Here is a 25,130-nt window from a genome sequence, read left to right as displayed (position 1 = left end):
TTTACAAGGCTGTCAAAGGTTTGTTGAGGACCGTTCGGCGGCGCTTTCCGGCCACGCCCCGGCGGTCGCCCAGGTAGGTACCAGACTCGGCGACGTCACTTGGGTGGGCGCCCAGGCGACGGCCTCGCTCAGGGGCAGCCGGACGGCATCGAGGCAGGCCTGGCGATCACGCTGCAAGGTGGTGCGGGCCTTGGTCACTTCGCCGGCCATATTCGCCTCGCCGCCGATGGCGCGGACCTGCGTATGCCACAGATGGCGGGCCGAGCTGCCGGCGACGCCGCAGCTACCCAGCGGGTCGTAGTAGGACGAGCCGAACTGGGCGTAGCCGGCGTTGACCAGGGCATTGAAGTAGCGGCTCTGCGCGGCGATCGATTGGCCGTCGCCGCCGCGCAGGACTTCGAGACCGTTGGACATGGCCTTGTCGACGCTTTGCAGATAGTCGTCGGCGTGCTGCAAGGCTTCCGCGTTGGGATCGGTGAAGATCGGCGCGGAGTTCAGTGAGGACGCCTGGTTGCTTTGCGGGCTGCTCTGCGGCAGCGCATCGGCAGGGCCTGTATTGAACAGCGCGAGTACGCAGCCCAGCGCGGCAATAACCGCGAAGAGCGGGAAGAGATGCAGGCAGTGGCGGGAAGTGGTGGCGAGTAAGGAGGGATGCATGGCCAGGGTCGTGAAGGCAAAAAGTTGCGCGGGCGCCATTCAACGGCAATCGCCCCCGGCTTCGCTGTCGGCCTGGTCAGCTGTTGTTGTGGGAATTTTCTTCAGTTCACTCGGCTTCCTGCTGCATTCCTGGCGGAGCCGCCCTTATCCGCAGGCATAAAAAAGCCCCGGACGTGACCGGGGCGAAAGGGACATGCGGGGGCCTAGAACCAGGCGTCCTGCATGGTGGAACAGGTATCGTCGCGGCCTTCGAGCAGGGCGAGGTCGTGGTGGCAGGACGGTACTTCCCAGGTCAGGAAGTAGCGCGCGGCCTGCAGCTTGCCACGGTAGAAGTCGGCGTCCGACGCATCGCCGCGCGCCAGACCTTCCTCGGCGCGAATGGCCTGCTCCAGCCAGCGCCAGCCGATCACGGCATGGCCGAAGACCTTCAGGTACAGCGCGGAGTTGGCGAGGCCCTGGGCCACGCGGCCCTGCATCAGGTCGCCGAGCAGGCTCAGGGTAGTCGCGGACAGGCGCGCCATCAGTTGCTCCAGCGGTTCGCGCAGCTTGTCCAGCGACGGGTGGGCGCTGGCGCGCTCGCAGCACTGGCTGATCAGGCGGGTCAGCTGCTTGAGGCCGGCACCGTTGTTCTGCGCCAGCTTGCGGCCCAGCAGGTCCAGCGACTGGATGCCGTGGGTGCCTTCGTGGATCGGGTTCAGGCGGTTGTCGCGGTAGTACTGCTCCACCGGGTATTCACGGGTGTAGCCGTGGCCGCCGAGGATCTGGATCGCCAGCTCGTTGGCCTTCAGGCAGAACTCCGAGGGCCAGGATTTGACGATCGGGGTGAGCAGGTCGAGCAGCTCGTGGGCCTGCTTGCGTTCTTCTTCGGTGGCCAGCGTCTCGCAGTCATCCACCAGACGCGCGGCGTAAAGGCCGAGGTCGAAGGCGCCTTCGACGTAGGCCTTCTGGGTCAGCAGCATGCGCCGTACGTCGGTGTGCTCGATGATCGATACCGGCGCGGAGGTCGGGTCCTTGGCGTCCACCGGGCGGCCCTGCGGGCGTTCGCGGGCGTACTCCAGGGAGTACAGGTAGCCGGCGTAGCCGAGCATGATGGCGCCCATGCCGACGCCGATGCGCGCCTCGTTCATCATCTGGAACATGTAGGCCAGGCCGTGGTGCGGCTTGCCGACCAGATAGCCGACGCACTCGCCCTTGTCACCGAAGTTGAGGGCAGTGGAGGTGGTACCGCGCCAGCCCATCTTGTGGAACAGGCCGGCCAGGGTCACGTCGTTGCGCGCGCCGAGCGAGCCGTCTTCGTTGACCAGGAACTTGGGCACGATGAACAGGCTGATGCCCTTCACGCCGGGCGGTGCGTCCGGCAGCTTGGCCAGCACCATGTGCACGATGTTGTCCGACAGCGGGTGGTCGCCGCCGGAGATGAAGATCTTGTTGCCCTTGATCCGGTAGCTGCCGTCGGCGGCCGGTTCCGCGCGGGTGCGGATGTCGGCCAGGGACGAGCCGGCATGGGGCTCGGTCAAGGCCATGGTGCCGAACCAGCGGCCTTCGATCATCGGCTGCAGGAACAGGCGTTTCTGTTCTTCGCTGCCGAAGGTTTCGATCAGGTGGCTGGAGCCCATGCTGAGCATCGGGTAGGACGAGGTGGCAATGTTGGCCGACTGGAAGTGCGCGAAGCAGGCGCGCGCCAGCAGGTGCGGCAGCTGCATGCCACCCTGTTCGAAGCTGCGCGAGGCGTTCTGGAAACCGGCCTCGTTGAAGGCGTCCACCGCCGGCTTCACTTCCGGGATGAGCACCGCGCCGCCGTCGACGTACTGCGGTTCGTTCTCGTCGTTCTTGCGGTTGTGCGGGGCGAACAGCTCCTCGGCGATGCCGCGGGCGGTGCCCAGGGCGGCGTCGAAGGTCTCGCGGTTGTGCTCGGCGAAGCGTTCGCGCTGGGTCAGAGCCTCTGCGTCGAGCACTTCGTAGAGTTCGAAAGCGAGGTTGCGGGAGCTGAGCAGGGTCTCGGACATGGATCGACCTCCGTGGGAATCTGCGCAGTCTAGTCTGGTGAATGAAGCGCGCACAGAATCATCCATGAGCGTGATAAAGGGCTAAAACGCCCGGCCTCCCGGCGGGCCCCGGCGACGGCGGGCTCGCACCGCACCCGCCCCAGGACCTAAACTGCGCGCCTTGAGGAGTCCGCTATCCATGAACTACCGCCACGCCTACCACGCCGGTAACCACGCCGACGTGCTGAAACACATCGTCCTCGCCCGCATCTTCGCGCTGATGGCGCGCAAGGACACGCCCTTCGCCTACCTCGACAGCCATTCCGGCATCGGCCTCTACGACCTGCTGGGCGATGAAGCCAGCCGCACCGGCGAGTGGGAATCGGGCATCGGTCGCCTGGTCGAGCGCGATGACCTGCCGGAGCTGCTGGAGGATTACCTGGGCGTCGTGAGTGCGCTGAATCCCGACGGTGGCCTGGAGTTCTACCCCGGCTCGCCGGAGCTGGCGCGTCGCCTGACCCGCCCGCAGGACCGGGTGATGCTCAACGAATTGCACCCCGAAGATGGTCGCCTGCTCAAGGCCAACATGGCCGGCGAGCGCCGCATCTCGGTTCACCAGGGCGACGGCTGGCTGCTGCCCCGCGCCTTCCTGCCCGTTTCCGAGAAGCGTGGCGTGCTGCTGATCGACCCGCCCTTCGAGCAACCGGATGACCTGGAGCGCTGCGTGACCGCGCTGGACGAGGCCATCGGCCGCATGCGTCAGACCGTGATCGCCATCTGGTACCCGATCAAGGACCGTCGCCAGCTCAAGCGTTTCTACCAGCGCCTGGAGAAGAGCTCGGCGCCGAAGATGCTGCGCGTGGAGCTGTGCGTGCACCCGGCCGAGACGGCCGATCGTTTGAACGGCTCCGGACTGGTGATCGTGAACCCGCCGTGGCCGCTGGACGAGGAGCTGCGCGGCCTGCTGCCGTGGTTGGCCGAGACACTGGCGCAGAGCGAAGGCAGCAGCCAGGTGGACTGGCTGATCGCCGAATGAAAAAAGCCCCGGCAGTGCCGGGGCTTTTTCGTGGCGTGGCCGGCGAAGCTTCACGCCGGCAGGCAGACGCCTGTGCCACCCAGGCCGCAATAGCCGTTGGGGTTCTTCGCCAGGTACTGCTGGTGGTAGGCCTCGGCGTAGTAGAACGGCGGCACTTCGCGGATTTCCGTGGTGATCGCGCCGTAACCCTTGGCGTCGAGTTCCTTCTGGAAGGCCGCGCGGCTGGCGTCGATGGCGGCTTTCTGCGCCTGGTCGAACCAGTAGATCACCGAGCGGTACTGGGTGCCGGTGTCGTTGCCCTGGCGCATGCCCTGGGTCGGATCGTGGGATTCCCAGAACACCTTCAGCAGCGCCTCGATGCTGGTTTCGCGCGGGTCATACGCCACCAGCACCACTTCGCTGTGGCCGGTCAGGCCGGAGCAGACTTCGTCGTAGGTCGGGTTCGGCGTGAATCCGCCGGCATAGCCCACCGCGGTGACCCACACGCCTGGCTGTTGCCAGAAGCGCCGCTCGGCGCCCCAGAAGCAGCCCAGGCCGACAACGATCTGCTGTACGCCGGCCGGGTAGGGCGCGGACAGCGGGCGGCCATTGACGTAATGCGCTTCGGGCACCGGCATCGGGCTTTCACGCCCCGGCAGGGCCTGGGCGGAGCTGGGCAGTTCCAGCTTGTGGGCAAGTATTTGCGAGCGCAGGGTCATGGCATTCGTCTCCTCTGAATAGGGGCGGCAATAGACTCGGGTACTCGCCGAAGATTACAGCGTTTTATCCGGGAACGGGGATGGCTGCGGGCACGCCGTGCCAGCGCGGCTCAGTGCGGGCGGCAGGGGTAGCGCTGCAGGCTGGAGGAGAGGTCGTGGCTGGGGATGGGCTTGTCGAACAGGTAGCCCTGGCCGATGTCGCAGCGGTTGCGCCGCAGGAAGGCCAGCTGGGCGGCGGTCTCGACGCCTTCGGCGACCACCTGCAGCTTGAGGTTGTGGGCCATGGCGATCACCGCCGAGGTGATTTCCATGTCGTCCTGGTTGTCCGGGATGTCCTTGATGAAGCTGCGATCGATCTTGATCACGTCGATGGGGAATTTCTTCAGGTAGCTCAGCGACGAGTAGCCGGTGCCGAAGTCGTCCATGGCCAGGGTCAGGCCGAGGCTCTTCAGGCGCTCCAACTGCTGGCGGGTGTCGTCGGTGGCATCCAGCAGCAGGCTTTCGGTGAGTTCAAGCTCGAGCTGGCAGGCCGGGATGCTTTCCTCGTGGAGGATCGCGGCGATGGAGCCGACCAGGTCCGGGTCGCTGAACTGCTTGGGCGACAGGTTGATCGCCATGTGCAGCTCGCCCAGGCCCCTGGCGGCCAGCTCGCGTACCTGGCGGCAGGCCTGGCGGATCACCCATTTGCCGATGGGGATGATCAGCCCGGTTTCTTCGGCGACGCTGATGAACTGGTCCGGGCGGATCATGCCCTTCTCCGGGTGCTGCCAGCGCAGCAGAGCTTCCAGACCGAGCAGCGCGCCACTGCGCAGGCACAGCTTGGGCTGGTAGTGCACCGCCAGTTCGTCCTGCACCAGCGCGCGGCGCAGGTTGCTCTCGACGAACAGTTTGTAGCTGGCCTCGGCGGTCATCGCCTCGGTGAAGGTCTGCACCTGGTGCTTGCCGTTGGCCTTGGCCTTGTGCAGCGCAAGGCCCGCGTGCTTCATCAGGGTCTGCGGGTCCTGCCCGTGCTGCGGCGCGTAGGCGATGCCCACGGAACCGGTGATGCTGATCAGTTGGTTGTCGACGAACAGCGGCTTGTCGAGCACGTCGAGGATCTGCGCGGCGACCTTCTCGCCACGGCCGGCCACGGACTCCTCCAGCAGCACGGCGAATTCGTTGCTGGCGAAGCGCGCCAGGGTGGCGCTGTCGCTCAGGCTGCTGCGCAGGCGGCGGGCGAGGTTGGCCAGCAGCTTGTCGCCGGTCTGGTGACCGAGGCTGTCGTTGATCCGCTTGAAGTTGTCGATGTCCACCAGCAGCAGGCTCAACGAATGCTCGCTGCCCACCTGCAGGCGTTCTTCCAGGGCGTTGATGAAGAAGTGCCGGTTGGCCAGGCCCGTGAGGTTGTCGCGGTAGGCGAGCTTCTCGATGTGCTGCTGGGCCAGCTTGCTCTGGGTGATGTCTTCGTAGATGCCGATGTAGTGCGTCAGCTCGCCCTTGTCGTCGTAGACCTTGGACAGCGACAGCTGGCCCCAGTAGGGCTCGAGGTTCTTGCGCCGGCTGCGGAACTCGCCCTGCCAGCTGTTCTGCGTGACCAGGGTGGAGCGTGCGTCGAACAGCAGCTCGCTGAGGTTCGCCAGTGCCGGCAGCTCCGGCAGGCGGCGGCCACGCACTTCGTCGGCGCCGTACTGGGTGATCGCGGTGAAGCTCGGGTTGACGTATTCCACCAGGCCGTCACGGTCGATCAGCAGGAAGGCGCTGGCGCTCTGCTCGACGGCGCGCTGGAACAGGTGCAGGGCGCTGGAGACGTTGCGCCGCTCGTGATTCATCAGCACCTGGGCGTATTGGTCGGCCAGTTCGCCGGCGAAGGCGATCTCGTCGCTCTGCCACATGCGCACTTCGCCGACGTGTTCCAGGCAGAGCACACCGACCACTTCGCCGCCGACGCGAATGGTGGCGTCGAGCATGGCGCTGATGCCTTGCGGGCGCAGGTAGCGCTGGGCCAGTTCCTGGGTGCGCGGGTCCTGCTGGGCGTTGTGGGCGTCGATGGCGCGGCCGCTGTGGACCGCGTCGAGGTAATTGGGGAAGTTGCTGGCGTCGATGTCCTGCGGCTTTTCGTACTGGTCGGTGTCGCGGCGGTAGATGGTCACCGCTTCCAGGCGATGGTCGGTGTGCAGGCGCCAGATGCCCGCGCGGGCCACGTCATAGGCCTCGCAGGCGGCCTGGGCGATCAGCTGGGCGGCTTCGAGCAGCGGGTCGCTGGACAGGTAGCGGTGGCGCGCCAGGCGCACGATCAGGTTCTGCTGGGTGCGCGAGCGCACCAGGTGCTGCAGGTGTTCGTCCTGGGAGCGCTGGTACATCTCCAGGGACATCTTCAGGCGGATGTTCTGCGCTTCCAGGTCCAGCAGGCGCGGGTCCAGTTCGGTTTCGTGCTCGTCCGCCTCGGTCTGCAGCAGATAGCCGTGGAGCAGCTGGCGGCCGTGTTGCTGGAAGCTTTCGCCGACCTCCAGCACGTTCAGCGTGCCGCGCGGCGAGTGGAGCAGGTAGCGCACCCGGTAACGGCCGTCCTTGAGCAGTTGCTGCTGCACCTGCTCATGAAGGCGATGGCGCGCTTCGGGCTCCATCAGGCTGGCGTAGGGGGCGTCGAGGATGCCGCAGAGGTCCTGGGCCGGCACGCCGATCTGGCGTTCGCAGCCGGGGTCGAGGAACAGCAGGGTCCAGCTGGGTTCATTCAGGCGCTCGAAGCGCAGCATCCCGAGCCTCGAAGGGACGGGAAGCTGCGTGACAACCTCGGCCGCCTGACGGCTGGCGGCATCGGGATGACTCTTCATGCGCGGTGGATTTCCAGGGTGCTGGACGAGGTACATGGCCTCGCCCGACTTCTATGGGCGTTGGCAAGATTTGCATGAGGCACGGGGCCATGACAAGCCAAGACTGTATCGGCCGTCACAGAGCGAAGTTGAGGCAGTGCCGGGAGCCAGGCGTGACCGCCGGTCCGGACAAAAAGAAGCCCCGCCATCCGGCAGGGCTGGAGAGTACGAGCGTGGCGTGCTCGTCGAGAGGAAGGCCGGCGCGGGGCCGGCCTTTTACAACACTTGCAGCGCTTACAGGAGCAGGGTGCGGATATCACCCAGCAGGTCGGACAGGCGCTTGGTGTAGCGCGCGGCGGCCGCCCCGTTGATCACGCGGTGATCGTAGGACAGCGACAGCGGCAACATCAGGCGCGGCTGGAAGGCCTTGCCGTCCCACACCGGCTGCATGGTCGCCTTGCTGACACCCAGGATCGCCACTTCCGGCGCGTTGACGATCGGCGTGAAGCCGGTGCCGCCAATGTGGCCGAGGCTGGAGATGGTGAAGCAGGCGCCCTGCATGGCGTCGGCGGAGAGCTTCTTGGTGCGCGCTTTCTCGGCCAGTTCGGCGGCTTCGGCGGCGAGCTGCAGGAGGCTCTTCTGGTCGACGTTCTTGATCACCGGGACCAGCAGACCGTCCGGCGTGTCCACGGCGAAGCCGATGTTCACGTACTTCTTGCGGATCAGCGCCTTGCCGCTGGGGGCCAGCGAGCTGTTGAAGTCCGGCATTTCCTTGAGCAGGTGAGCGCAGGCCTTGAGCAGGATCGGCAGCACGGTCAGCTTGACGCCGGCCTTCTCCGCGACCGCTTTCTGGGCCACGCGGAAGGCTTCCATCTCGGTGATGTCTGCCGAGTCGAACTGGGTCACGTGCGGCACGTTCAGCCAGCTGCGGTGCAGGTTGGCGGCGCCAACCTGCATCAGGCGGGTCATGGCCACTTCTTCCACTTCGCCGAACTTGCTGAAGTCGACTTCCGGAATCGGCGGGATGCCCGCGCCGCCGGTAGCGCCAGCCGGTGCGCCGGATTTGGCGCGTTGCAGCTGTTCCTTGACGAACGCCTGCACGTCTTCCTTGAGGATGCGGCCCTTGGGACCGGTGCCTTTGACTTCACCCAGCTCGACGCCGAACTCGCGGGCGACCATGCGCACCGCGGGGCCTGCGTGAACCTTGGTGCCGTCACGGCTGGGCGCACCCACCGGAGCAGCTTCCGGAGCCTTGGCCTGAGCCGCGGCAGCCGGTGCCGGAACTGCGGCCGGAGCGGCAGCGGCCGGAGCCGGTGCAGCAGCCGGAGCTTCTGCGGCGGCCGGGGCTGCAGCGCCCGCGACCTTGAGCTTGAGGATCAGGTCGCCGGTGCCGACTTCGTCACCGATCTTGATCGATACGCTCTCCACCAGGCCGGAAGCCGGCGAGGGGATTTCCATGCTGGCCTTGTCCGACTCCAGGGTGATCAGCGACTGGTCGGCTTCGACCGTGTCGCCGGCTTTCACCATGACTTCGATGACGTTGGCCTTGCCGGCCGAGCCGATGTCCGGGACGTGGATGTCCTGGACGCTGGCTGCGGCGGGCGCGGCAGCCGGCGCCGGGGCAGCGGCCGGAGCCTCTGCCTTCGGAGCTTCCGCAGCCGGAGCCGGCGCTTCGGCCTTGGGCGCTTCGGCGGCAGCCGAACCACCCTCGACTTCCAGCTCGAGGATTTCGTCGCCTTCCTTCAGGGTGTCGCCCACCTTGACCTTCAGGCTCTTCACCACGCCGGCCCTGGGCGAGGGGATTTCCATGCTGGCCTTGTCGGATTCCAGGGTCAGCAGGCTCTGATCGGCCTCGACGGTGTCGCCGACCTTGACCAGCAGTTCGATCACTTCACCCTGACCATTGCCGATGTCGGGTACACGAATCAGTTCGCTCATCGTGCCTCTCCTCAGCAGTCCAGCGGGTTGCGTTTTTCGGGGTTGATGCCGAACTTGGCGATGGCTTCCGCCACGACCTTGGGTTCGATATCACCGCGATCGGCCAGGGCTTCCAGCGCGGCCAGCACGACCCAGTGGCGGTCGACTTCGAAGAAGTCGCGCAGCTTGCGGCGGCTGTCGCTGCGGCCGAAGCCGTCGGTGCCCAGGACCTTGAACTCCTTGCTCGGCACCCACTGACGGATCTGCTCGGCGTAGAGCTTCATGTAGTCGGTGGAAGCGATCACCGGGCCCTTGCGGCCGGCGAGGCATTCTTCGACGTAGCTCTGCTTGGGCTTCTGGCCCGGGTGCAGGCGGTTCCAGCGCTCGACAGCCAGGCCGTCGCGGCGCAGTTCGTTGAAGCTCGGTACCGACCAGACGTCGGCGCCGATGCCGAAGTCTTCGCGCAGGATCTTCGCGGCGGCTTCGACTTCGCGCAGGATGGTGCCCGAACCCAGCAGCTGCACGTGATGCGCGGCGTCCTTCTTGTCCTCATCGAGCAGGTACATGCCCTTGATGATGCCTTCCTCTGCGCCCTTGGGCATGGCCGGCTGGACGTAGTTCTCGTTCATCACGGTGATGTAATAGAAGATGTCCTGCTGCTCTTCGATCATCTGGCGCGAACCTTCGCGGATGATCACCGCCAGCTCGTATGCGTAGGTCGGATCGTAGGTGCGGCAGTTCGGGATGGTCGCCGCCAGCAGGTGACTGTGACCGTCTTCGTGCTGCAGGCCTTCACCGTTGAGGGTGGTACGGCCGGCGGTGCCGCCGATCAGGAAGCCGTGCGCGCGGCTGTCGCCAGCGGCCCAGGCCAGGTCGCCGATACGCTGGAAACCGAACATCGAGTAGAAGATGTAGAACGGCAGCATCGGCTGGTTGTGCGTGGAGTACGAGGTACCCGCGGCGATCCAGCTGGACATGGCGCCGGCTTCGTTGATGCCTTCCTCGAGGATCTGACCTTTCTTGTCCTCGCGGTAGAACATCACCTGGTCTTTATCCACCGGCTCGTACAGCTGGCCGACGGAGGAGTAGATACCCAGCTGACGGAACATGCCTTCCATACCGAAGGTACGGGCTTCGTCCGGCACGATCGGGACGATGCGCGGGCCGAGTTCCTTGTCCTTGACCAGCTGCGAGATGATCCGCACGAAGGCCATGGTGGTGGAGATTTCGCGGTCGCCCGAGCCGTCGAGCATGGCCTTGAGGGTTTCCAGCGGGGGAACCGGGACCTGGAAGCTCTTCTCGCGGCGAACCGGCATCACGCCGCCCAGCGCGGCACGGCGGGAAGCCAGGTACTTGGCTTCGGCGCTGCCTTCCTCGGGGCGGTAGAACGGCAGGTTTTCCAGGTCGGCATCCTTGATCGGGATGTCGAACTTGTCGCGGAACGACTTCAGGGACTCGACGTCGACCTTCTTGACGTTGTGCGCGATGTTCTTCGCTTCGCCCGAACCGGTACCGTAGCCCTTGATGGTCTTGGCCAGGATGACGGTCGGCTGGCCCTTGTGGTTGACCGCCTGGTGGTAGGCCGCATAGACCTTGTAGGGGTCGTGGCCGCCACGGTTGAGTTTCCAGACTTCCTCGTCGGAGAGGTCCTTGACCATCTCCAGCAGCTCCGGACGCGCACCAAAGAAGTGCTCACGCACGTAGGCGCCATCTTTGGCCTTGTAGTTCTGGTACTCGCCGTCGATGACCTCGTCCATGCGCTGCTGCAGCAGGCCGGCGGTATCCTTGGCGAACAGCGGGTCCCAGAAGCGACCCCAGACCACCTTGTTGACGTTCCATTCGGCGCCACGGAACACGCCTTCGAGTTCCTGGATGATCTTGCCGTTGCCGCGAACCGGGCCGTCGAGGCGCTGCAGGTTGCAGTTGATGACGAAGATCAGGTTGTCCAGCTTCTCGCGGCCAGCCAGGGAGATCGCGCCCAGGGATTCGGGCTCGTCGCACTCGCCGTCGCCCATGAAGCACCAGACCTTCTGCTTGCCGGCGGGGATGAAGCCGCGGCTTTCCAGGTACTTCATGAAGCGCGCCTGGTAGATCGCCTGGATCGGGCCCAGACCCATGGAAACGGTCGGGAACTGCCAGAAGTCCGGCATCAGCCAGGGGTGCGGGTAGGAAGACAGGCCGTTGCCGTCCACTTCCTGGCGGAAGTTGTTCAGCTGGTCTTCGCTGATGCGGCCTTCGAGGAAGGCGCGGGCGTAGACGCCGGGGGAGGCGTGGCCCTGGAAGAACACCAGGTCGCCGCCGTGTTCGTCGGTCGGGGCCTGGAAGAAGTAGTTGAAGCCAACGTCATACAGGGTCGCCGAGGAGGCGAAGGAGGAGATGTGACCACCCAGATCCGGGTCGGCCTTGTTGGCCTTCATCACCATCGCCAGGGCGTTCCAGCGCACCAGGGAGCGGATGCGGCGTTCCATGAACAGGTCGCCGGGCATGCGGGCTTCGTGGGTGACCGGGATGCTGTTGCGGTACGGCGTGGTGATCGCGTAGGGCAGTTGGGTGCCGGACCGGCTGGCCAGCTCGCCCATACGGGTCATCAGGTAATGGGCGCGGTCTTCACCTTCACGGTCCAGGACCGATTCCAGGGCGTCCAGCCATTCCTGGGTTTCGACGGGATCGAGGTCTTGCATGGCTTGCTCCAGGGCGGAAAGGCTTCCAGAATCGGAAGCCAGTAGATCGTTGCCGATAGCTGCGCCAACCTCGTGGGCGACGCGGCGAATTCTTGGAAGTGCTCCGGGGGTACGCCCGGCGGGTTGTAGTTTTACTACAAATCGCCAGCGGATACATCCCTCCCCCTGAAAAAGTTAGTAGTAAAACTACAGGGGGCGCGAAAAGACAGGAATGCCGGCGCCTCGCCGACCACTCAGGATAGACCATGAGCCTGCCGTCCCTGGCCGCTTTGCCGGCTACTCTCAAGCCTCTCGCCGAGCGCGCTGAGCAGAATTTCCGCACCGCCATCGCCGCGCTTTCCGCCGAGCAGATCGCCAGTTTCGACAGTTGGTCCGACGAGCGGCATGCCGATTTCGCCCGCGTCACCGCCGGCAGCGATTTCGTCGCCGAGCAGGTCCAGCGCGATCCTGCCTTTCTATTGGCGCTGGCCGCGACCGGCGAGCTGGAGCGTGCCCTGCAGCCCGGCGAGATGGGCGCGCAGCTGGAAGCGCTGCTGGCCGACTGCGCCGATGAGGACGAGCTGGGCCGCCGCCTGCGCCGCTTCCGCCGGCGCCAGCAGATGCGCATCATCTGGCGCGACCTGACCCGCCGCAGCGACCTGGCCGGCACCTGCCGCGACCTGTCGGACCTCGCCGACGCCAGCATCGACCAGTCCCTGGCGTGGCTCTACCAGCGCCACTGCCAGCAGTTCGGCGTGCCCATCGGCAACCGCTCGGGCCTGCCGCAGAAGATGATCGTGCTGGGCATGGGCAAGCTGGGGGCGGGCGAGCTGAACCTGTCTTCCGACATCGATCTGATCTTCGGCTACCCCGAGGGCGGCGAGACCCAGGGCGCCAAGCGCGCGCTGGATAACCAGGAGTTCTTCACCCGTCTGGGGCAGAAGCTGATCAAGTCGCTGGATGCGATCACCGTCGAAGGTTTCGCCTTCCGCGTCGACATGCGCCTGCGTCCCTATGGCTCCAGCGGCCCGCTGGTGCACAGCTTCGCCGCGCTGGAGCAGTACTACCAGGACCAGGGGCGCGACTGGGAGCGCTACGCGATGATCAAGGCCCGCGTGGTCGGCGGCGACCAGGAGGCCGGCCAGCGCCTGCTGGAGCTGCTGCGTCCGTTCGTCTACCGGCGCTACCTGGACTTCTCCGCCATCGAGGCGCTGCGCACCATGAAGCAGCTGATCCAGCAGGAAGTCCGGCGCAAGGGCATGAGCGAGAACATCAAGCTGGGTGCCGGCGGCATCCGCGAGGTGGAGTTCATCGCCCAGGCCTTCCAGCTGATCCACGGCGGTCGTGACCTCAGCCTGCAGCAGCGGCCGCTGCTGCGGGTGCTGGCGATCCTCGAAGGGCAGGGCTACCTGCCGCCGCAGGTGGTTGCCGAGCTGCGCGAGGGCTACGAGTTCCTGCGCTACGCCGAGCATGCCCTGCAGGCGATCGCCGACCGCCAGACCCAGATGCTGCCGGAGGATGAGTTCGAGCGTATCCGCGTCGCCTTCATCATGGGCTTCGCCAACTGGTCGGCCTTCCACCAGGCCACCAACCAGTGGCGCGAGCGCATCGATTGGCATTTTCGTCAGGTCATCGCCGACCCGGATGAAGATGAAGAAGGCCGGGTGGATACCACCATCGGCGGCGAGTGGATTCCGCTGTGGGAAGAGGCGGTCGATGAAGAGTCCGCCTGCCGGCAGTTCGCCGACGCCGGGTTCGCCCAGCCGGCGGCGGCCTGGAAGCGCCTGACCGACCTGCGTAATGGCCCGCAGGTGCGCGCCATGCAGCGCCTGGGCCGCGAGCGGCTGGATGCCTTTATGCCGCGCCTGCTGAACATGATCGCCGAGCGCGGCCCGGCGGATGCGCTGCTGGAGCGCGTGCTGCCGCTGATCGAGGCGGTGGCGCGGCGTTCTGCCTATCTCGTGCTGCTCACCGAAAACCCCGGCGCGCTGGAGCGCTTGCTGACGCTCTGCGCGGCCAGCCCGATGGTGGCCGAGCAGATCGCCCGCTTCCCCATCCTGCTCGACGAGCTATTGAATGAAGGGCGGCTGTTCCGTCCGCCACAGGCCGCCGAGCTGGGCGCCGAACTGCGCGAGCGGCTGATGCGCATCCCCGAGGATGACCTCGAGCAGCAGATGGAAACCCTGCGCCACTTCAAGCTGGCCCACGCCCTGCGCGTGGTGGCTTCGGAAATCGCCGGTACCTTGCCGCTGATGAAGGTCAGCGATTACCTGACCTGGCTGGCTGAAGCCATCCTCGAGCAGGTACTGAGCCTGACCTGGGACCAGTTGGTCCAGCGCCACGGCCGGCCGACCCGCGTGGACGGAACGCCTTGCGCCCCGGACTTCATCATCATCGGCTACGGCAAGTCCGGCGGTCTGGAGCTGGGCCACGGCTCTGACCTCGACCTGGTGTTCATCCACGACGGCGACCCGCAGAGCGAAACCGACGGCGCCAAGCCCATCGATGGAGCGCAGTTCTATACGCGCCTGGGGCAGAAGATCATCCACTTCCTCACCGCGCAGACGCCTTCAGGCATGCTCTACGAGGTGGACATGCGCCTGCGCCCGAGCGGTGCTTCCGGCCTGCTGGTCAGCTCGCTGCGTGCATTCGAGGCCTACCAGTTGGGCGAGGCCTGGACCTGGGAACACCAGGCGCTGGTGCGCGCCCGCGTGCTCGCCGGCTGTCAGCGGGTGGCCGTGGCGTTCGAAGCGATCCGCGCGAAAGTGCTCGGCCAGCAGCGCGACCTGGCCGAGTTGCGCAAGGAAGTCAGCGAGATGCGCGCGAAGATGCGCGACAACCTCGGCACCCCGAGCACGGCCGCCGGTACTGCGGCGAATGCCTTCGAGGCCGCGGCCCCGTTCGATCTCAAGCAGGATGCCGGTGGTATCGTCGATATCGAATTTATGGTGCAATACGCGGCCCTGGCCTGGTCGTGGCAGCACCCGGAGCTGGTGGAGTTCACCGACAATATCCGCATTCTGGAAGCCCTGGAGCGGGTCGGGTTGATGTCCGGCGAGGATGTCCTGAAGCTGCAGGACGCCTACAAGGCCTACCGGGCAGCGGCGCACCGATTGTCCCTGCAGAAGCAGCCGGGCGTGGTGAGCGGCGATCACTTCCATGCGGAACGTCGCATGGTGATGCAGATGTGGAAGGCCTTTGAGCTGACCTGATTCGCTGCGATTTCCCATGAAACAGATAGCATCCGGCGAGATGATGCTCGCCGGAACGGATCGCGCTGTCAGTGCTGGGCTGGCAGCAGGAGCAAGGCGCGTAATGCCATTGCGCCAGGTCACAGGGAGTGACGAAAACCGCCCGGCCCTAAGAGTGGCTGGGCTAGACTGCCGGCATTCGCTGCTCGGCACCCGACCGTAGAGGCCCGCGCCTTGCGGCTGGATGAATGGAGTACGGGGAGGCGAGAGCCTCCCCGCTTGTTTTCGGAAAAGGCATGAGAATTCTGATCGTAGGCCCCTCCTGGGTGGGCGACATGGTGATGGCGCAGACGCTCTTCCAGTGTCTGAAGCGGCAGCATCCGGACTGCGTGATCGATGTGCTGGCGCCCGACTGGAGCCGGCCGATCCTCGAGCGCATGCCTGAAGTGCGCCAGGCCCTGAGCTTCCCGCTCGGCCACGGTGTGCTGGACATCGCCTCGCGCCGGCGCATCGGCAAGACCCTCAAGGGTCAGTACGATCAGGCAATCCTCCTGCCCAACTCGCTGAAGTCGGCGCTGGTGCCGTATTTCGCCGGTATCCCCAAGCGCACTGGCTGGAAGGGCGAGATGCGCTACGGCCTGCTCAACGACATCCGCGCACTGGATAAAGCGCGCTATCCGCTAATGATTGAGCGCTTCATGGCCCTGGCCTATGAGGCGGGCGCCGAGCTGCCGCAGCCGTACCCACAGCCGCGCCTGTCCATCGACCCGCAGAGCCGCGAGGCCGCGCTGGCCAAGTTCGGCCTGAGCCTGGACCGCCCGGTACTGGCGCTGTGCCCCGGTGCCGAGTTCGGCGAGGCCAAGCGCTGGCCGGCCGAGTACTACGCCAAGGTCGCCGAGGTGAAAATCCGCGCCGGCTGGCAGGTGTGGATCTTCGGCTCGAAGAACGACCATCCCGGCGGCGAAGACATCCGCATGCGCCTGATTCCCGGCCTGCGCGAAGAGTCGGTGAACCTGGCCGGCGAGACCGCCCTGGCCGAGGCCATCGACCTGATGTCCTGCGCCGGCGCCGTGGTCACCAACGATTCCGGCCTGATGCACGTGGCCGCCGCGCTGAACCGCCCGCTGGTGGCGGTCTACGGCTCCACGTCGCCGCAGTTCACCCCGCCGCTGGCCGATGCCGTGGAGATCGTCCGCCTCGGCCTGGAATGCAGCCCCTGCTTCGATCGCGTGTGCCGCTTCGGCCACTACAACTGCCTGCGTGAGCTGAAGCCGCGCCCGGTGATCGAAGCGCTGGACCGACTGGTCGCCGACCCGGTGGATGTGGAAAGCGCTGAATGAGGGTCCTGCTGATCAAGACCTCGTCCCTGGGCGATGTCATCCACACCCTGCCGGCGTTGACCGACGCTGCCCGCGCCATTCCCGGCATCCAGTTCGACTGGGTGGTGGAAGAGGGCTTCGCCGAGATTCCCGCCTGGCATCCGGCCGTGGCCCAGGTGATCCCGGTGGCGATCCGCCGCTGGCGCAAGAACCTCTGGCAGACGCTCAAGAGTGGCGAATGGGGTCGCTTCAAGCGCCGCCTGAAGGAAGTCGACTACGACCTGGTGATCGACGCCCAGGGCCTGCTGAAAAGCGCCTGGCTGACCCGCTACGCGCGCCGCCGCACGCCGGTCGCCGGGCTGGACAAGGAGTCGGCCCGCGAGCCGGCCGCCAGCCGCTTCTATAACCGTGCCTATTCGGTCGCCTGGGGCCAGCACGCCGTCGAGCGCGTGCGCCAGTTGTTCGCCCAGGCGCTGGACTACCCGCTGCCCACCGGCACCGGCGACTACGGCCTGGACCGCAATCGCCTGCTGGATTCGGTGGAGACCGAGCCCTACCTGGTGTTCCTGCACGGCACTACCTGGGTGACCAAGCACTGGCCCGAGGTCTACTGGCGCGAGCTGGCCCAGCGCATGGGTGAGCGCGGCTGGCAAGTCCGCCTGCCGTGGGGCAGCGACGCCGAGCGGCAACGCGCCGAACGGCTCGCCGAAGGCTTGGAAAACGCCTCGGTACTCCCCAAGTTAAGCCTCGCGGGCATGGCCAAGGTCCTGGCCGGCGCTTCCGCCTGCGTGGCGGTCGACACCGGGCTCGGACACCTGGCCGCCGCCCTGGACGTGCCGACGCTGTCGCTGTTCGGCCCGACCAACCCCGGTCTGACCGGCGCCTACGGGCGTTCGCAGGTGCACCTGGCCGCCGACTGGCCTTCGTGCGCGCCCTGCCTGCAGAAGACCTGCACCTACCAGCCGACGGCCGAAGACAAGCGCCAGTTCGACCTGCGGCATGAACAGCCTCTGTGCTTCACGCGCCTGAATCCCCAGCGCGTGGCGAACCAGCTGGAGGCACTGCTGCTGGCCCCGGAGACGCTTCGATGACCCTGGCTTTCGTTCTCTACAAATACTTCCCGTTCGGCGGGCTGCAGCGCGATTTCATGCGCATCGCCCTGGAATGCCAGCAGCGCGGCCATTCGATCCGCGTCTACACGCCAATCTGGGAAGGCGAAGTGCCGCCGGGCTTCGACGTGCGCGTGGCGCCGGTGAAGTCGCTGTTCAACCATCGCCGCAACGAGAAATTCAGTGCCTGGCTGGCCGCGGACCTCGCGCGCTCGCCGGTTGACCGGGTGATCGGCTTCAACAAGATGCCCGGCCTGGATGTCTACTACGCCGCCGACGGCTGCTTCGAGGATAAGGCGCAGACTCTGCGCAATTCCTTCTACCGCCGCTGGGGCCGCTACAAGCACTTCGCCGACTACGAGCGAGCGGTGTTCGCGCCGGAGTCGAAGACCGAGATCCTGATGATCTCCGAAGTCCAGCAGCCGCTGTTCATCAAGCATTACCGCACCCCCGAGGCACGCTTCCACCTGCTGCCGCCGGGCATCGCCCAGGACCGCCGCGCACCGGCCAATGCCGGGGAAATCCGCGCGGAATTCCGCCGCGAGTTCAAGCTGGGCGACGATGACCTGCTGCTGGTGCAGATCGGCTCCGGCTTCAAGACCAAGGGCCTGGACCGCAGCCTCAAGGCGCTGGCCGCGCTGCCGCGCTCGCTGCGCAAGCGCACCCGCCTGATCGCCATCGGCCAGGACGATCCCAAACCATTCCTGCTGCAGGTGAAGGCGCTGGGCCTGTCGGACAATGTGCAGATTCTCAAGGGGCGCAGCGACATTCCGCGCTTCCTGCTCGGTGCCGATCTGCTGATCCATCCGGCGTACAACGAGAACACCGGCACCGTGCTGCTGGAGGCGCTGGTTGCGGGGCTGCCGGTGCTGGTCACCGACGTCTGCGGCTATGCGCACTACATCGACGAGGCGAAAGCCGGCCGTGTGGTGCCGTCGCCGTTCGAGCAGGACCGTTTGAACACGATGCTGCAGCAGATGCTGGAGGACGATGCAGCGCGGGCGGAGTGGGGGCGCAACGGCCTGGTCTTCGCCGACAGCGCCGATCTCTACAGCATGCCGCAGCACGCCGCCGACCTGATCCTGCGGGAGCGCGCATGAAGCTCGAACTGCACGAGCCATTCAAACGCCTGTGGGCCGGAAAGGATCCGTTCGCCGAAGTCGAGCGCCTGCAGGGCAAGGTCTACCGCGAGCTGGAAGGCCGTCGCACGCTGCGCACCGAAGTTGAAGGTCGCGGCTATTTCGTGAAGATCCACCGCGGCATCGGCTGGGGCGAGATCGTCAAGAACCTGTTCAGTGCCAAGCTTCCCGTGCTCGGTGCGGGCCAGGAGCAGCGAGCCCTCGAGCGCCTGCACCAGGCCGGCGTGGCGACCATGACCGCGGTGGCCTACGGCGAGCGCGGCGGCAATCCGGCCGCGCAGCACTCCTTCATCGTCACCGAAGAGCTGGCGCCCACCACCGACCTCGAAGTCCTCTCGCTGGACTGGCTGCAGACACCGCCCGAGCCGCGCCTGAAGCGCGCGCTGATCGCCGAAGTGGCGAAGATGGTCGGCACCATGCATCGCGCCGGGGTCAATCATCGCGACTGCTACATCTGCCATTTCCTGCTGCATACCGACCGCCCGATCAGCGCCGATGACCTGCGCCTGTCGGTGATCGACCTGCACCGCGCCCAGACCCGCGCCGCCACCCCGCGCCGCTGGCGCGACAAGGACCTGGCGGCGCTTTACTTCTCCGCGCTGGACATCGGCCTTACGCGCCGTGACAAATTGCGCTTCCTGCGCGGTTACTTCCTGCGTCCGCTGCGTGACATCCTTCGCGAGGAAGCCGCGCTGCTGGCGTGGATGGAGCGCAAGGCGGCCAAACTCTACGACCGCAAACAACGATACGGAGACCTGCTCTGATGGCCGGCTGGGTACTCGAAGCCGACTACCAGCATCTCGCCGCCGATTTCGGCAGCCTGGATGCCGTGTTCGCCCTCGAAGGTGAGCGCATCACCAAGGATGCGATGTCTGACGTCGTGCGCATCGAACGCGACGGCGTGCGCTATTACGTCAAGCGCTACCGCAAGCCGGGCAAGGGCTTTCGCCGCTACCTGCCGCGCCCGCGAGTGAAGGCCGAGTGGCAGAACCTCAAGCAGTTCGCCAAGTGGGGCATACCGACCGCTAAGGTGGTGGCCTACGGCCTGGAGCGCGTCAACGGCGGCTTCTCCCGTGGCGCGATCATCACCCGCGAGCTGGTCGGCACCGAGGACCTGCATGCCCTGGCCAAGCAGGACGATCCGCGTCTGAAGGATCGCGCCTGGGTCGCGCACGTCATGCGCCAGCTGGCTGGCTACACCCGGACCATGCATGACCACCACTTCACCCATAACGACCTGAAGTGGCGCAACATCCTGGTGGACGGGGAGGGCACGGTGTACTTCATCGACTGCCCGATCGGTGATTTCTGGGTCAGCTTCATGCTGCGCTACCGCATCACCAAGGACCTGGCCACCCTCGACAAGGTCGCCAAGTACCATCTCTCCTACACGCAGCGCCTGCAGTTCTACCTGCTGTACCGTCGCCGCGAGCGACTGAACGCGTCGGACAAGAAGCGTGTCCGGCAGATCGTCCATTTCTTCGAGGGACGCGAGTGAAGGATTTCATTGCCGAGGGCGACCAGGCCCTGCTGGAAAACAACGCCCTGGCCGATTTCGACGCCCTCTGGGCCCTGCAGCTGGAAGCCGTGGACGAGCCCAACACCGAGCGCGGCGGCTGGAGCAGCGTGTACCGCCTGGAGCTGGACGGCACCGCCTACTACCTCAAGCGCCAGAGCAATCACCTGACCCGCAGCCTGAAGCGTCCACTCGGCGAGCCGACTTTCAGCCGCGAGTTCCGCAACATCCAGCGCTATCACCAGCTCGGTATTCCGTCGATGCAGGCGGCCTTCTTCGGCGCACGGCAGGTCGGCGGCGAGCGCCGGGCGATCCTGATGACCCGCGCTCTGGACGGTTGGCGTGACCTCGATAACCTCCTGCAAGGCTGGTCGAACCTGCCCGCCGAGCGTCGCCAGGCCATCCTGCGCGCCTGCGGCATGCTCGCCCGTCGCCTTCACGAGGCCGGGCAGATGCATGGCTGCTTCTATCCCAAGCACATCTTCCTGCGCGAAACCGACGACGCCTTCGAGGCGACCCTGATTGATCTGGAAAAGACCCGTCCGCTGTGGTTCGGCCAGCGCGACCGCGTGCGCGACCTCGAGCCTCTGCTGCGCCGCGCGCCGGACTGGAACGAAACCGACGTGCGCAATTTGCTGGCGGCCTACCTGGGCACCGCTTCCGGCGGCCCGGAGGTTGACGACTGGTACCGCCGCCTGGGCGCGCGCCGCAAGAAGAAGGAAAACCGCGCATGAGGCTGTCTGCCCTGCGCGATGCCGGCCGCGCTCCGGCGCTGCCCCTGCGCATCGAGCTGGAAGACGGCGCCGGCCCGGCCGAGCTGCGCCTGGACAGCCTGCTGCGCGTTCTGCCCGGCCAGCGCTACGTCGGTGCGGCCAATTGGCGCGGCCGCCCGGTGCTGGCCAAGCTGCTGGTTGGCGGCCGTGCGGCGAAGCAGTTCCAGCGCGAACGCGACGGTGTGCGACTGCTCGCCGAACAGGGCCTGACCACGCCGCAGCTGCTGGCCGACGGTCTGAGGGACGGCGAGGGCGGCTGGCTGCTCTTCGAATTCCTCGATAACGCCGAGAGCCTCTGGGACGCCTGGCGTGCCGTGGAGGGCGAGCCGCTGCTGTCCGATGGCCAGACCGCCGTCATCGCCGAGGCGCTGACTGCCATCGCCCAGATGCATGCCAGGGGCCTGTGGCAGGAAGACCTGCACCTGGACAACCTGCTGCGCCACGCCGGCCAGCTGTACCTGATCGACGGCGCCGGCATCCGTGCGGAAACCGCCGGCCAGCCGCTATCGCGCAAGCACGTGCTGGAAAACCTCGGGGTGTTCTTCGCCCAGTTGCCAGCGAGCCTCGATCCGTATCTGGAAGAGCTGCTGATCCACTACCTGCTGGCCAACGGCGAGCACGCACTGCCGCTGGAGGCCCTGCAGAAGGAAATCGCCAGGGTTCGACGCTGGCGGGTCGGCGACCTGATGAAGAAGATCGCCCGCGACTGCAGCCTGTTCAGCGTGTTCAAGGGGCCCTTTGGCCTGCGCGCGGTACGCCGCGAGGAAGAGGAGGGCCTGCAGCCACTGCTGGCCGATCCGGACGCCTACATACAGCGCGGACACGTCTACAAGACCGGCGGTGCCGCGACTGTCGCCCGCGTGGAGCTGAATGGCCGGCCTCTGGTGGTCAAGCGCTACAACATCAAGAACCTGCTGCACTGGTTCAAACGTTTCTGGCGCCCCAGTCGCGCCTGGGCCTCCTGGCGCGAGGGCAACCGCCTGGACTTCCTCGGCATCGCCACGCCCAAGCCGCTGGCGGTGATCGAGCGGCGCTGGCTGTGGCTGCGCGGCCCGGCCTTCCTGATTACCGATTACCTGGCGGGTCAGGATATAATCGCCCGTTTCAAACCCTACCTGGACCATCCGGAGGGGGGCGGCCTGCCGCCGGAATCGGATCTTGGGGCCCTGGACAGACTGTTCGCGGCGCTGGTGCGCGAGCGCATCAGCCACGGCGACCTGAAAGGGCACAACCTGTTCTGGCAGGAGCAGGGCGAAGGCGGGCAGTGGTCGTTGATCGACCTGGATGCCATGCAGCGCCACTCGCGAGAAGCGAGCTTCGCCCGCGCCTATGCCCGTGACCGTGCGCGCTTCCTGCGCAACTGGCCAGAGGGCAGCGCACTGCACCGGCTGCTCGACGAACGTTTACCGCGGGTGCCTGGCACCCGCCCAGATGAAAGAGGCTAGACCCTGTGGCATTGACCATCCTCGGCCTGTCCGGCGCCGTAAGCCATGACCCGTCCGCCGCCCTGTACATCGACGGCAAGCTGGTCGCGGCCGTCGAAGAAGAGCGCTTCGTCCGCGACAAGCACGCGAAGAACCGCATGCCCTACGAGTCGGCCAAGTTCTGCCTGGAGCAGGCCGGGATCAAACCGTCGGACGTTGACGTGGTGGCCATTCCCTTTGCCCCCATCAGCATCTTCGACAAGGCCCGCTGGCACTACGCCAAGCGCTACGCCTACGCACCGGACCGCGCGCTGGACGCCATCCTGCTCGGCAACCGCCGCTACAAGCGCTACTACAAGCGCATCGAGTGGTGCCTGCAGCAGTTGGGCTTCGACCTGAAGAAGACCAAGATCCAGCCGGTCGAGCACCACCTGGCCCACGCCTCCAGCGCCTACCACTGCTCGGGCTTCAAGGAGAAGACGGCGATCCTCGGGATCGACGGCAAGGGCGAGTACGCCACCACCTTCTTCGGCTACGGTGAGAACGGCAAGATCCACAAGATCAAGGAGTTCTACGATCCGGACTCCCTGGGCGGCCTGTACGGAGCGCTGACCGAGTACCTCGGTTTCGACATGCTCGACGGCGAGTTCAAGGTCATGGGCATGGCGCCTTACGGCGATGCCAGCAAGTATGATTTCTCCCGCCTGGCCAAATTCGAGAACGGCGAGCTGATCATCAATACCGAGTACGCCAACGTCATCGGTTTCCGTCGCTACAAGGAAAAGGGCAAGGGTTACTACTTCTCGCCCAAGCTGATCGAGTGGCTCGGCCCGAAACGTGAAGGCGACATCGCCGACGATCCGTATATCCACTACGCCGCCAGCATCCAGGCCCTGTTCGAGAAGCTGTCGCTGGAGATGATGGACTACTACCTGGGCGACATCATCCGCGAGACCGGCAAGATCGCCTTCGCCGGTGGTTGCGCGCTGAACGTCAAGCTCAACCAGAAAATCATCGCCCGTCCCGAGGTCAAGGAGCTGTACGTGCAGCCCGCGGCCAGCGATGCCGGCACCGCTGTTGGCGCCGCCGCGTACGTGTCCTGGGAACGTGGTGTGCCGGTCGAGAAGATGGAACACGTCTACCTCGGCCCGGAATACAGCAACGAAGACGTCATCGCCGCCTGCGCCCGCCACGAGGCCAAGCCGACCTGGCGCAAGATCGACAACCTGTCCGAGCTGATCGCCAAGGTGCTGGTGGACGGCAACCCGGTGGCCTGGTTCCAGGGTCGCCTGGAGTTCGGCCCGCGCGCCCTTGGCGGCCGCTCGATCATCGGCTGCCCGAGCGTTCCCGGCGTGGCTGACCGCATCAACGCGCAGATCAAGTTCCGCGAGCGCTGGAGGCCCTTCTGCCCGTCGATGCTCGATACCGTCGGCCCGCAGATGTTCAAGATCGACCATCCGGCGCCGTTCATGACTTTCACCTTCGAGGTCAACGAGGAGTGGAAGACCCGCGTGCCGGAAGTCGTCCATGAAGACGGTACCTCCCGCGCCCAGGTGCTCAAGCGCGAATTCAACCCGCGCTACTACGACATGATGAAGGAGCTGGAGCGGCTCACCGGCAACGGCGTGGCGCTCAACACCTCGCTGAACCGCCGTGGCGAGCCGATGGTGTGCTCGCCGACCGATGCCCTGAACATGTTCTACGGCTCGGACCTGCAGTACCTGATCATGCAGGACATCCTGGTGGTCAAGGATGGCGCGGAGCCCTATGACTCGCTCGGCTGAACCGCGCGTCCTGCAGTTCTGCCACGGCTATGACGGGCCGTTCCTCGACTGTGCCCGTCAGTACGCCAGCCTGTTCGCCGGCACCGGCTACCGGGTTACCACGGTGTTCCTCACCGGTGCGCCTGATCCGGAAGTCGTGGCCGGTTGCGCCAGCGACGAGGTGCTTTTCCTCGACTACAGCTCGCGGGACATCCGCGGGCTGAAGCTCAAGGCAATCCGCGACCTGCGCGAGATCGCCCGTTCCCGCGATTTCCGCTTCTGCATCGCGCACCGTTTCAAGCCGACCTGGATCGCCATGCTCGGCACCAGGCTGCCGATCATCGGTGTGCACCATGGCTTCGGTGACTTCCAGCGCCTGGGGCGCAAGCTGTTCGCGCGCTTCTTCGCCGAACGCCTGAGCCTGCTGGGCGTTTCCAACGCGGTGCGCGACGAAATCCGTGCCTGCCTGCCGGCCTGGCCGCAGGATCGCATCGAGACGCTGTACAACCGGGTCGACGTCGACGCCCTCAGGGACCAGCAGGTCGAGCGCTATCCGGCCCGCCAGCACCTGGGGCTGGCGGACAACGCATGGGTGGTCGGCAACGTCGGTCGCCTGCATCCGGACAAGGACCAGGCCACCCTGCTGCGTGGCTTCGCCCGCGCTCTGCCGCGTCTGCCGCACAACAGCCTGCTGGCGATCCTCGGCAAGGGGAGACTGGAAGAGGACCTAAAGGACCTCGCGCGCGAGCTGGGTATCGCCGACCGCGTGCTGTTCCTTGGTCAGGTTCCGGACGCCAGGCGCTACTTCAAGGCCTTCGATGTATTTGCCCTGACCTCCGACCACGAGCCTTTCGGCATGGTCCTGCTGGAAGCCATGGTCGCGGGAGTGCCGCTGATCTCGACCTCCGGCGGCGGCGCCGGGGAAATCGTCGAGGGGCTGGGCATCCTCTTCCCGTTGGGCGATGAGGCCGCGCTGGCCGAGGGGCTTCGCCACCTGTCGGTGCTCGATCGTGAGCAGCGGGTGATGTGTGCGCAGCAGATGGAGCAGCGTTTGCAGGCGCGCTTCTGCGATGAGGCGGTGCGCCGGGAATTCTGGAGTCTGCCGCTGGTCAAGGCTATCACCGGCGGGCGCTGACTCGTCTCCACATCACGCT

General features: G+C 66.1%; 18 protein-coding genes. 12 read left to right on the top strand and 6 right to left on the bottom strand.

All coding sequences use genetic code 11. From position 1 onward, the window contains the following. Positions 1 to 12 precede the first annotated feature (12 nt). Positions 13 to 657: a hypothetical protein gene (locus IB256_RS12195; protein ID WP_192402711.1), complete on the bottom strand. Its 645-nt coding sequence runs from the start codon at positions 655 to 657 to the stop codon at positions 13 to 15. Between IB256_RS12195 and IB256_RS12190 the strand changes: the two genes are divergently transcribed. Further along, on the top strand, positions 656 to 817 hold the full coding sequence (locus IB256_RS12190; RefSeq protein WP_192402709.1) for a hypothetical protein: 162 nt from the start codon (positions 656 to 658) through the stop codon (positions 815 to 817). The genes IB256_RS12195 and IB256_RS12190 overlap by 2 nt on opposite strands. A 43-nt stretch (positions 818 to 860) precedes the next feature. Here IB256_RS12190 and IB256_RS12185 read toward each other — a convergent pair whose 3' ends face one another. After that, complete coding sequence (locus IB256_RS12185) at positions 861 to 2,663, bottom strand: acyl-CoA dehydrogenase (protein ID WP_192293096.1); 1,803 nt, start codon at positions 2,661 to 2,663, stop codon at positions 861 to 863. 178 nt (positions 2,664 to 2,841) lie between these two features. Here IB256_RS12185 and IB256_RS12180 point away from each other — a divergent pair, with 178 nt between their 5' ends. Next, the gene (locus IB256_RS12180) at positions 2,842 to 3,678 is read left to right on the top strand and encodes a 23S rRNA (adenine(2030)-N(6))-methyltransferase RlmJ (RefSeq protein ID WP_192293094.1); all 837 of its coding nucleotides are present in this window, start codon (positions 2,842 to 2,844) and stop codon (positions 3,676 to 3,678) included. Between the two features lie 50 nt (positions 3,679 to 3,728). Here IB256_RS12180 and msrA read toward each other — a convergent pair whose 3' ends face one another. The 4 genes from msrA to aceE all read right to left on the bottom strand — a co-directional run bounded on the left by msrA (position 3,729) and on the right by aceE (position 11,763). Next, complete coding sequence (gene msrA, locus IB256_RS12175; RefSeq protein WP_151188528.1) at positions 3,729 to 4,376, bottom strand: peptide-methionine (S)-S-oxide reductase MsrA; 648 nt, start codon at positions 4,374 to 4,376, stop codon at positions 3,729 to 3,731. Positions 4,377 to 4,486: 110 nt separating this feature from the next. Next, positions 4,487 to 7,186: a putative bifunctional diguanylate cyclase/phosphodiesterase gene (locus tag IB256_RS12170; protein ID WP_192293092.1), complete on the bottom strand. Its 2,700-nt coding sequence runs from the start codon at positions 7,184 to 7,186 to the stop codon at positions 4,487 to 4,489. Between the two features lie 273 nt (positions 7,187 to 7,459). Further along, positions 7,460 to 9,103 carry a dihydrolipoyllysine-residue acetyltransferase gene (gene aceF, locus IB256_RS12165; RefSeq protein WP_192293090.1) on the bottom strand — a complete coding sequence of 548 codons (1,644 nt, stop codon included), beginning with the start codon at positions 9,101 to 9,103 and terminating at the stop codon, positions 7,460 to 7,462. Positions 9,104 to 9,114: 11 nt separating this feature from the next. Further along, entirely contained in the window at positions 9,115 to 11,763 is a 2,649-nt protein-coding gene (gene aceE, locus IB256_RS12160) for a pyruvate dehydrogenase (acetyl-transferring), homodimeric type (protein WP_081515467.1), read from the bottom strand. Positions 11,764 to 12,008: 245 nt separating this feature from the next. Between aceE and glnE the strand changes: the two genes are divergently transcribed. The 10 genes from glnE to IB256_RS12110 all read left to right on the top strand — a co-directional run bounded on the left by glnE (position 12,009) and on the right by IB256_RS12110 (position 25,111). Then, the gene (glnE, locus tag IB256_RS12155) at positions 12,009 to 14,954 is read left to right on the top strand and encodes a bifunctional [glutamate--ammonia ligase]-adenylyl-L-tyrosine phosphorylase/[glutamate--ammonia-ligase] adenylyltransferase (protein WP_192293088.1); all 2,946 of its coding nucleotides are present in this window, start codon (positions 12,009 to 12,011) and stop codon (positions 14,952 to 14,954) included. A 275-nt stretch (positions 14,955 to 15,229) separates the two neighbouring features. Next, positions 15,230 to 16,273 carry a lipopolysaccharide heptosyltransferase II gene (gene waaF, locus IB256_RS12150; RefSeq protein WP_192293086.1) on the top strand — a complete coding sequence of 348 codons (1,044 nt, stop codon included), beginning with the start codon at positions 15,230 to 15,232 and terminating at the stop codon, positions 16,271 to 16,273. Next, positions 16,270 to 17,343 carry a lipopolysaccharide heptosyltransferase I gene (gene waaC / locus IB256_RS12145; protein ID WP_192293084.1) on the top strand — a complete coding sequence of 358 codons (1,074 nt, stop codon included), beginning with the start codon at positions 16,270 to 16,272 and terminating at the stop codon, positions 17,341 to 17,343. The genes waaF and waaC overlap by 4 nt, the downstream gene beginning before the upstream one ends. Further along, a complete protein-coding gene (locus tag IB256_RS12140) occupies positions 17,340 to 18,461 on the top strand; it encodes a glycosyltransferase family 4 protein (protein WP_192293075.1) in 1,122 nt (373 codons plus the stop codon). The genes waaC and IB256_RS12140 overlap by 4 nt, the downstream gene beginning before the upstream one ends. Continuing rightward, on the top strand, positions 18,458 to 19,264 hold the full coding sequence (gene rfaP / locus IB256_RS12135) for a lipopolysaccharide core heptose(I) kinase RfaP (RefSeq protein WP_138213981.1): 807 nt from the start codon (positions 18,458 to 18,460) through the stop codon (positions 19,262 to 19,264). The genes IB256_RS12140 and rfaP overlap by 4 nt, the downstream gene beginning before the upstream one ends. After that, the gene (locus IB256_RS12130; RefSeq protein ID WP_138213982.1) at positions 19,264 to 19,998 is read left to right on the top strand and encodes a lipopolysaccharide kinase InaA family protein; all 735 of its coding nucleotides are present in this window, start codon (positions 19,264 to 19,266) and stop codon (positions 19,996 to 19,998) included. Before rfaP ends, IB256_RS12130 begins: the two co-directional genes overlap by 1 nt. Beyond that, the gene (locus tag IB256_RS12125; protein WP_138213983.1) at positions 19,995 to 20,750 is read left to right on the top strand and encodes a lipopolysaccharide kinase InaA family protein; all 756 of its coding nucleotides are present in this window, start codon (positions 19,995 to 19,997) and stop codon (positions 20,748 to 20,750) included. The genes IB256_RS12130 and IB256_RS12125 overlap by 4 nt, the downstream gene beginning before the upstream one ends. Next, positions 20,747 to 22,234, top strand: a complete 1,488-nt coding sequence (locus IB256_RS12120) for a lipopolysaccharide kinase InaA family protein (RefSeq protein WP_192402707.1) — start codon at positions 20,747 to 20,749, stop codon at positions 22,232 to 22,234. Before IB256_RS12125 ends, IB256_RS12120 begins: the two co-directional genes overlap by 4 nt. 5 nt (positions 22,235 to 22,239) lie before the next feature. Continuing rightward, the gene (locus IB256_RS12115; RefSeq protein WP_138213989.1) at positions 22,240 to 23,997 is read left to right on the top strand and encodes a carbamoyltransferase; all 1,758 of its coding nucleotides are present in this window, start codon (positions 22,240 to 22,242) and stop codon (positions 23,995 to 23,997) included. Beyond that, positions 23,981 to 25,111, top strand: coding sequence for a glycosyltransferase (locus tag IB256_RS12110; protein WP_192293069.1), 1,131 nt, complete (start codon positions 23,981 to 23,983; stop codon positions 25,109 to 25,111). Before IB256_RS12115 ends, IB256_RS12110 begins: the two co-directional genes overlap by 17 nt. Positions 25,112 to 25,130 lie beyond the last annotated feature (19 nt).

The organism is Pseudomonas sp. PDM17 (genome assembly GCF_014851985.1).
In the GTDB taxonomy this organism is placed as follows: domain Bacteria; phylum Pseudomonadota; class Gammaproteobacteria; order Pseudomonadales; family Pseudomonadaceae; genus Pseudomonas.
The sequence above is the reverse complement of the archived record's forward strand: the minus strand, read 5'-3'. Positions and strand labels throughout refer to the sequence as shown.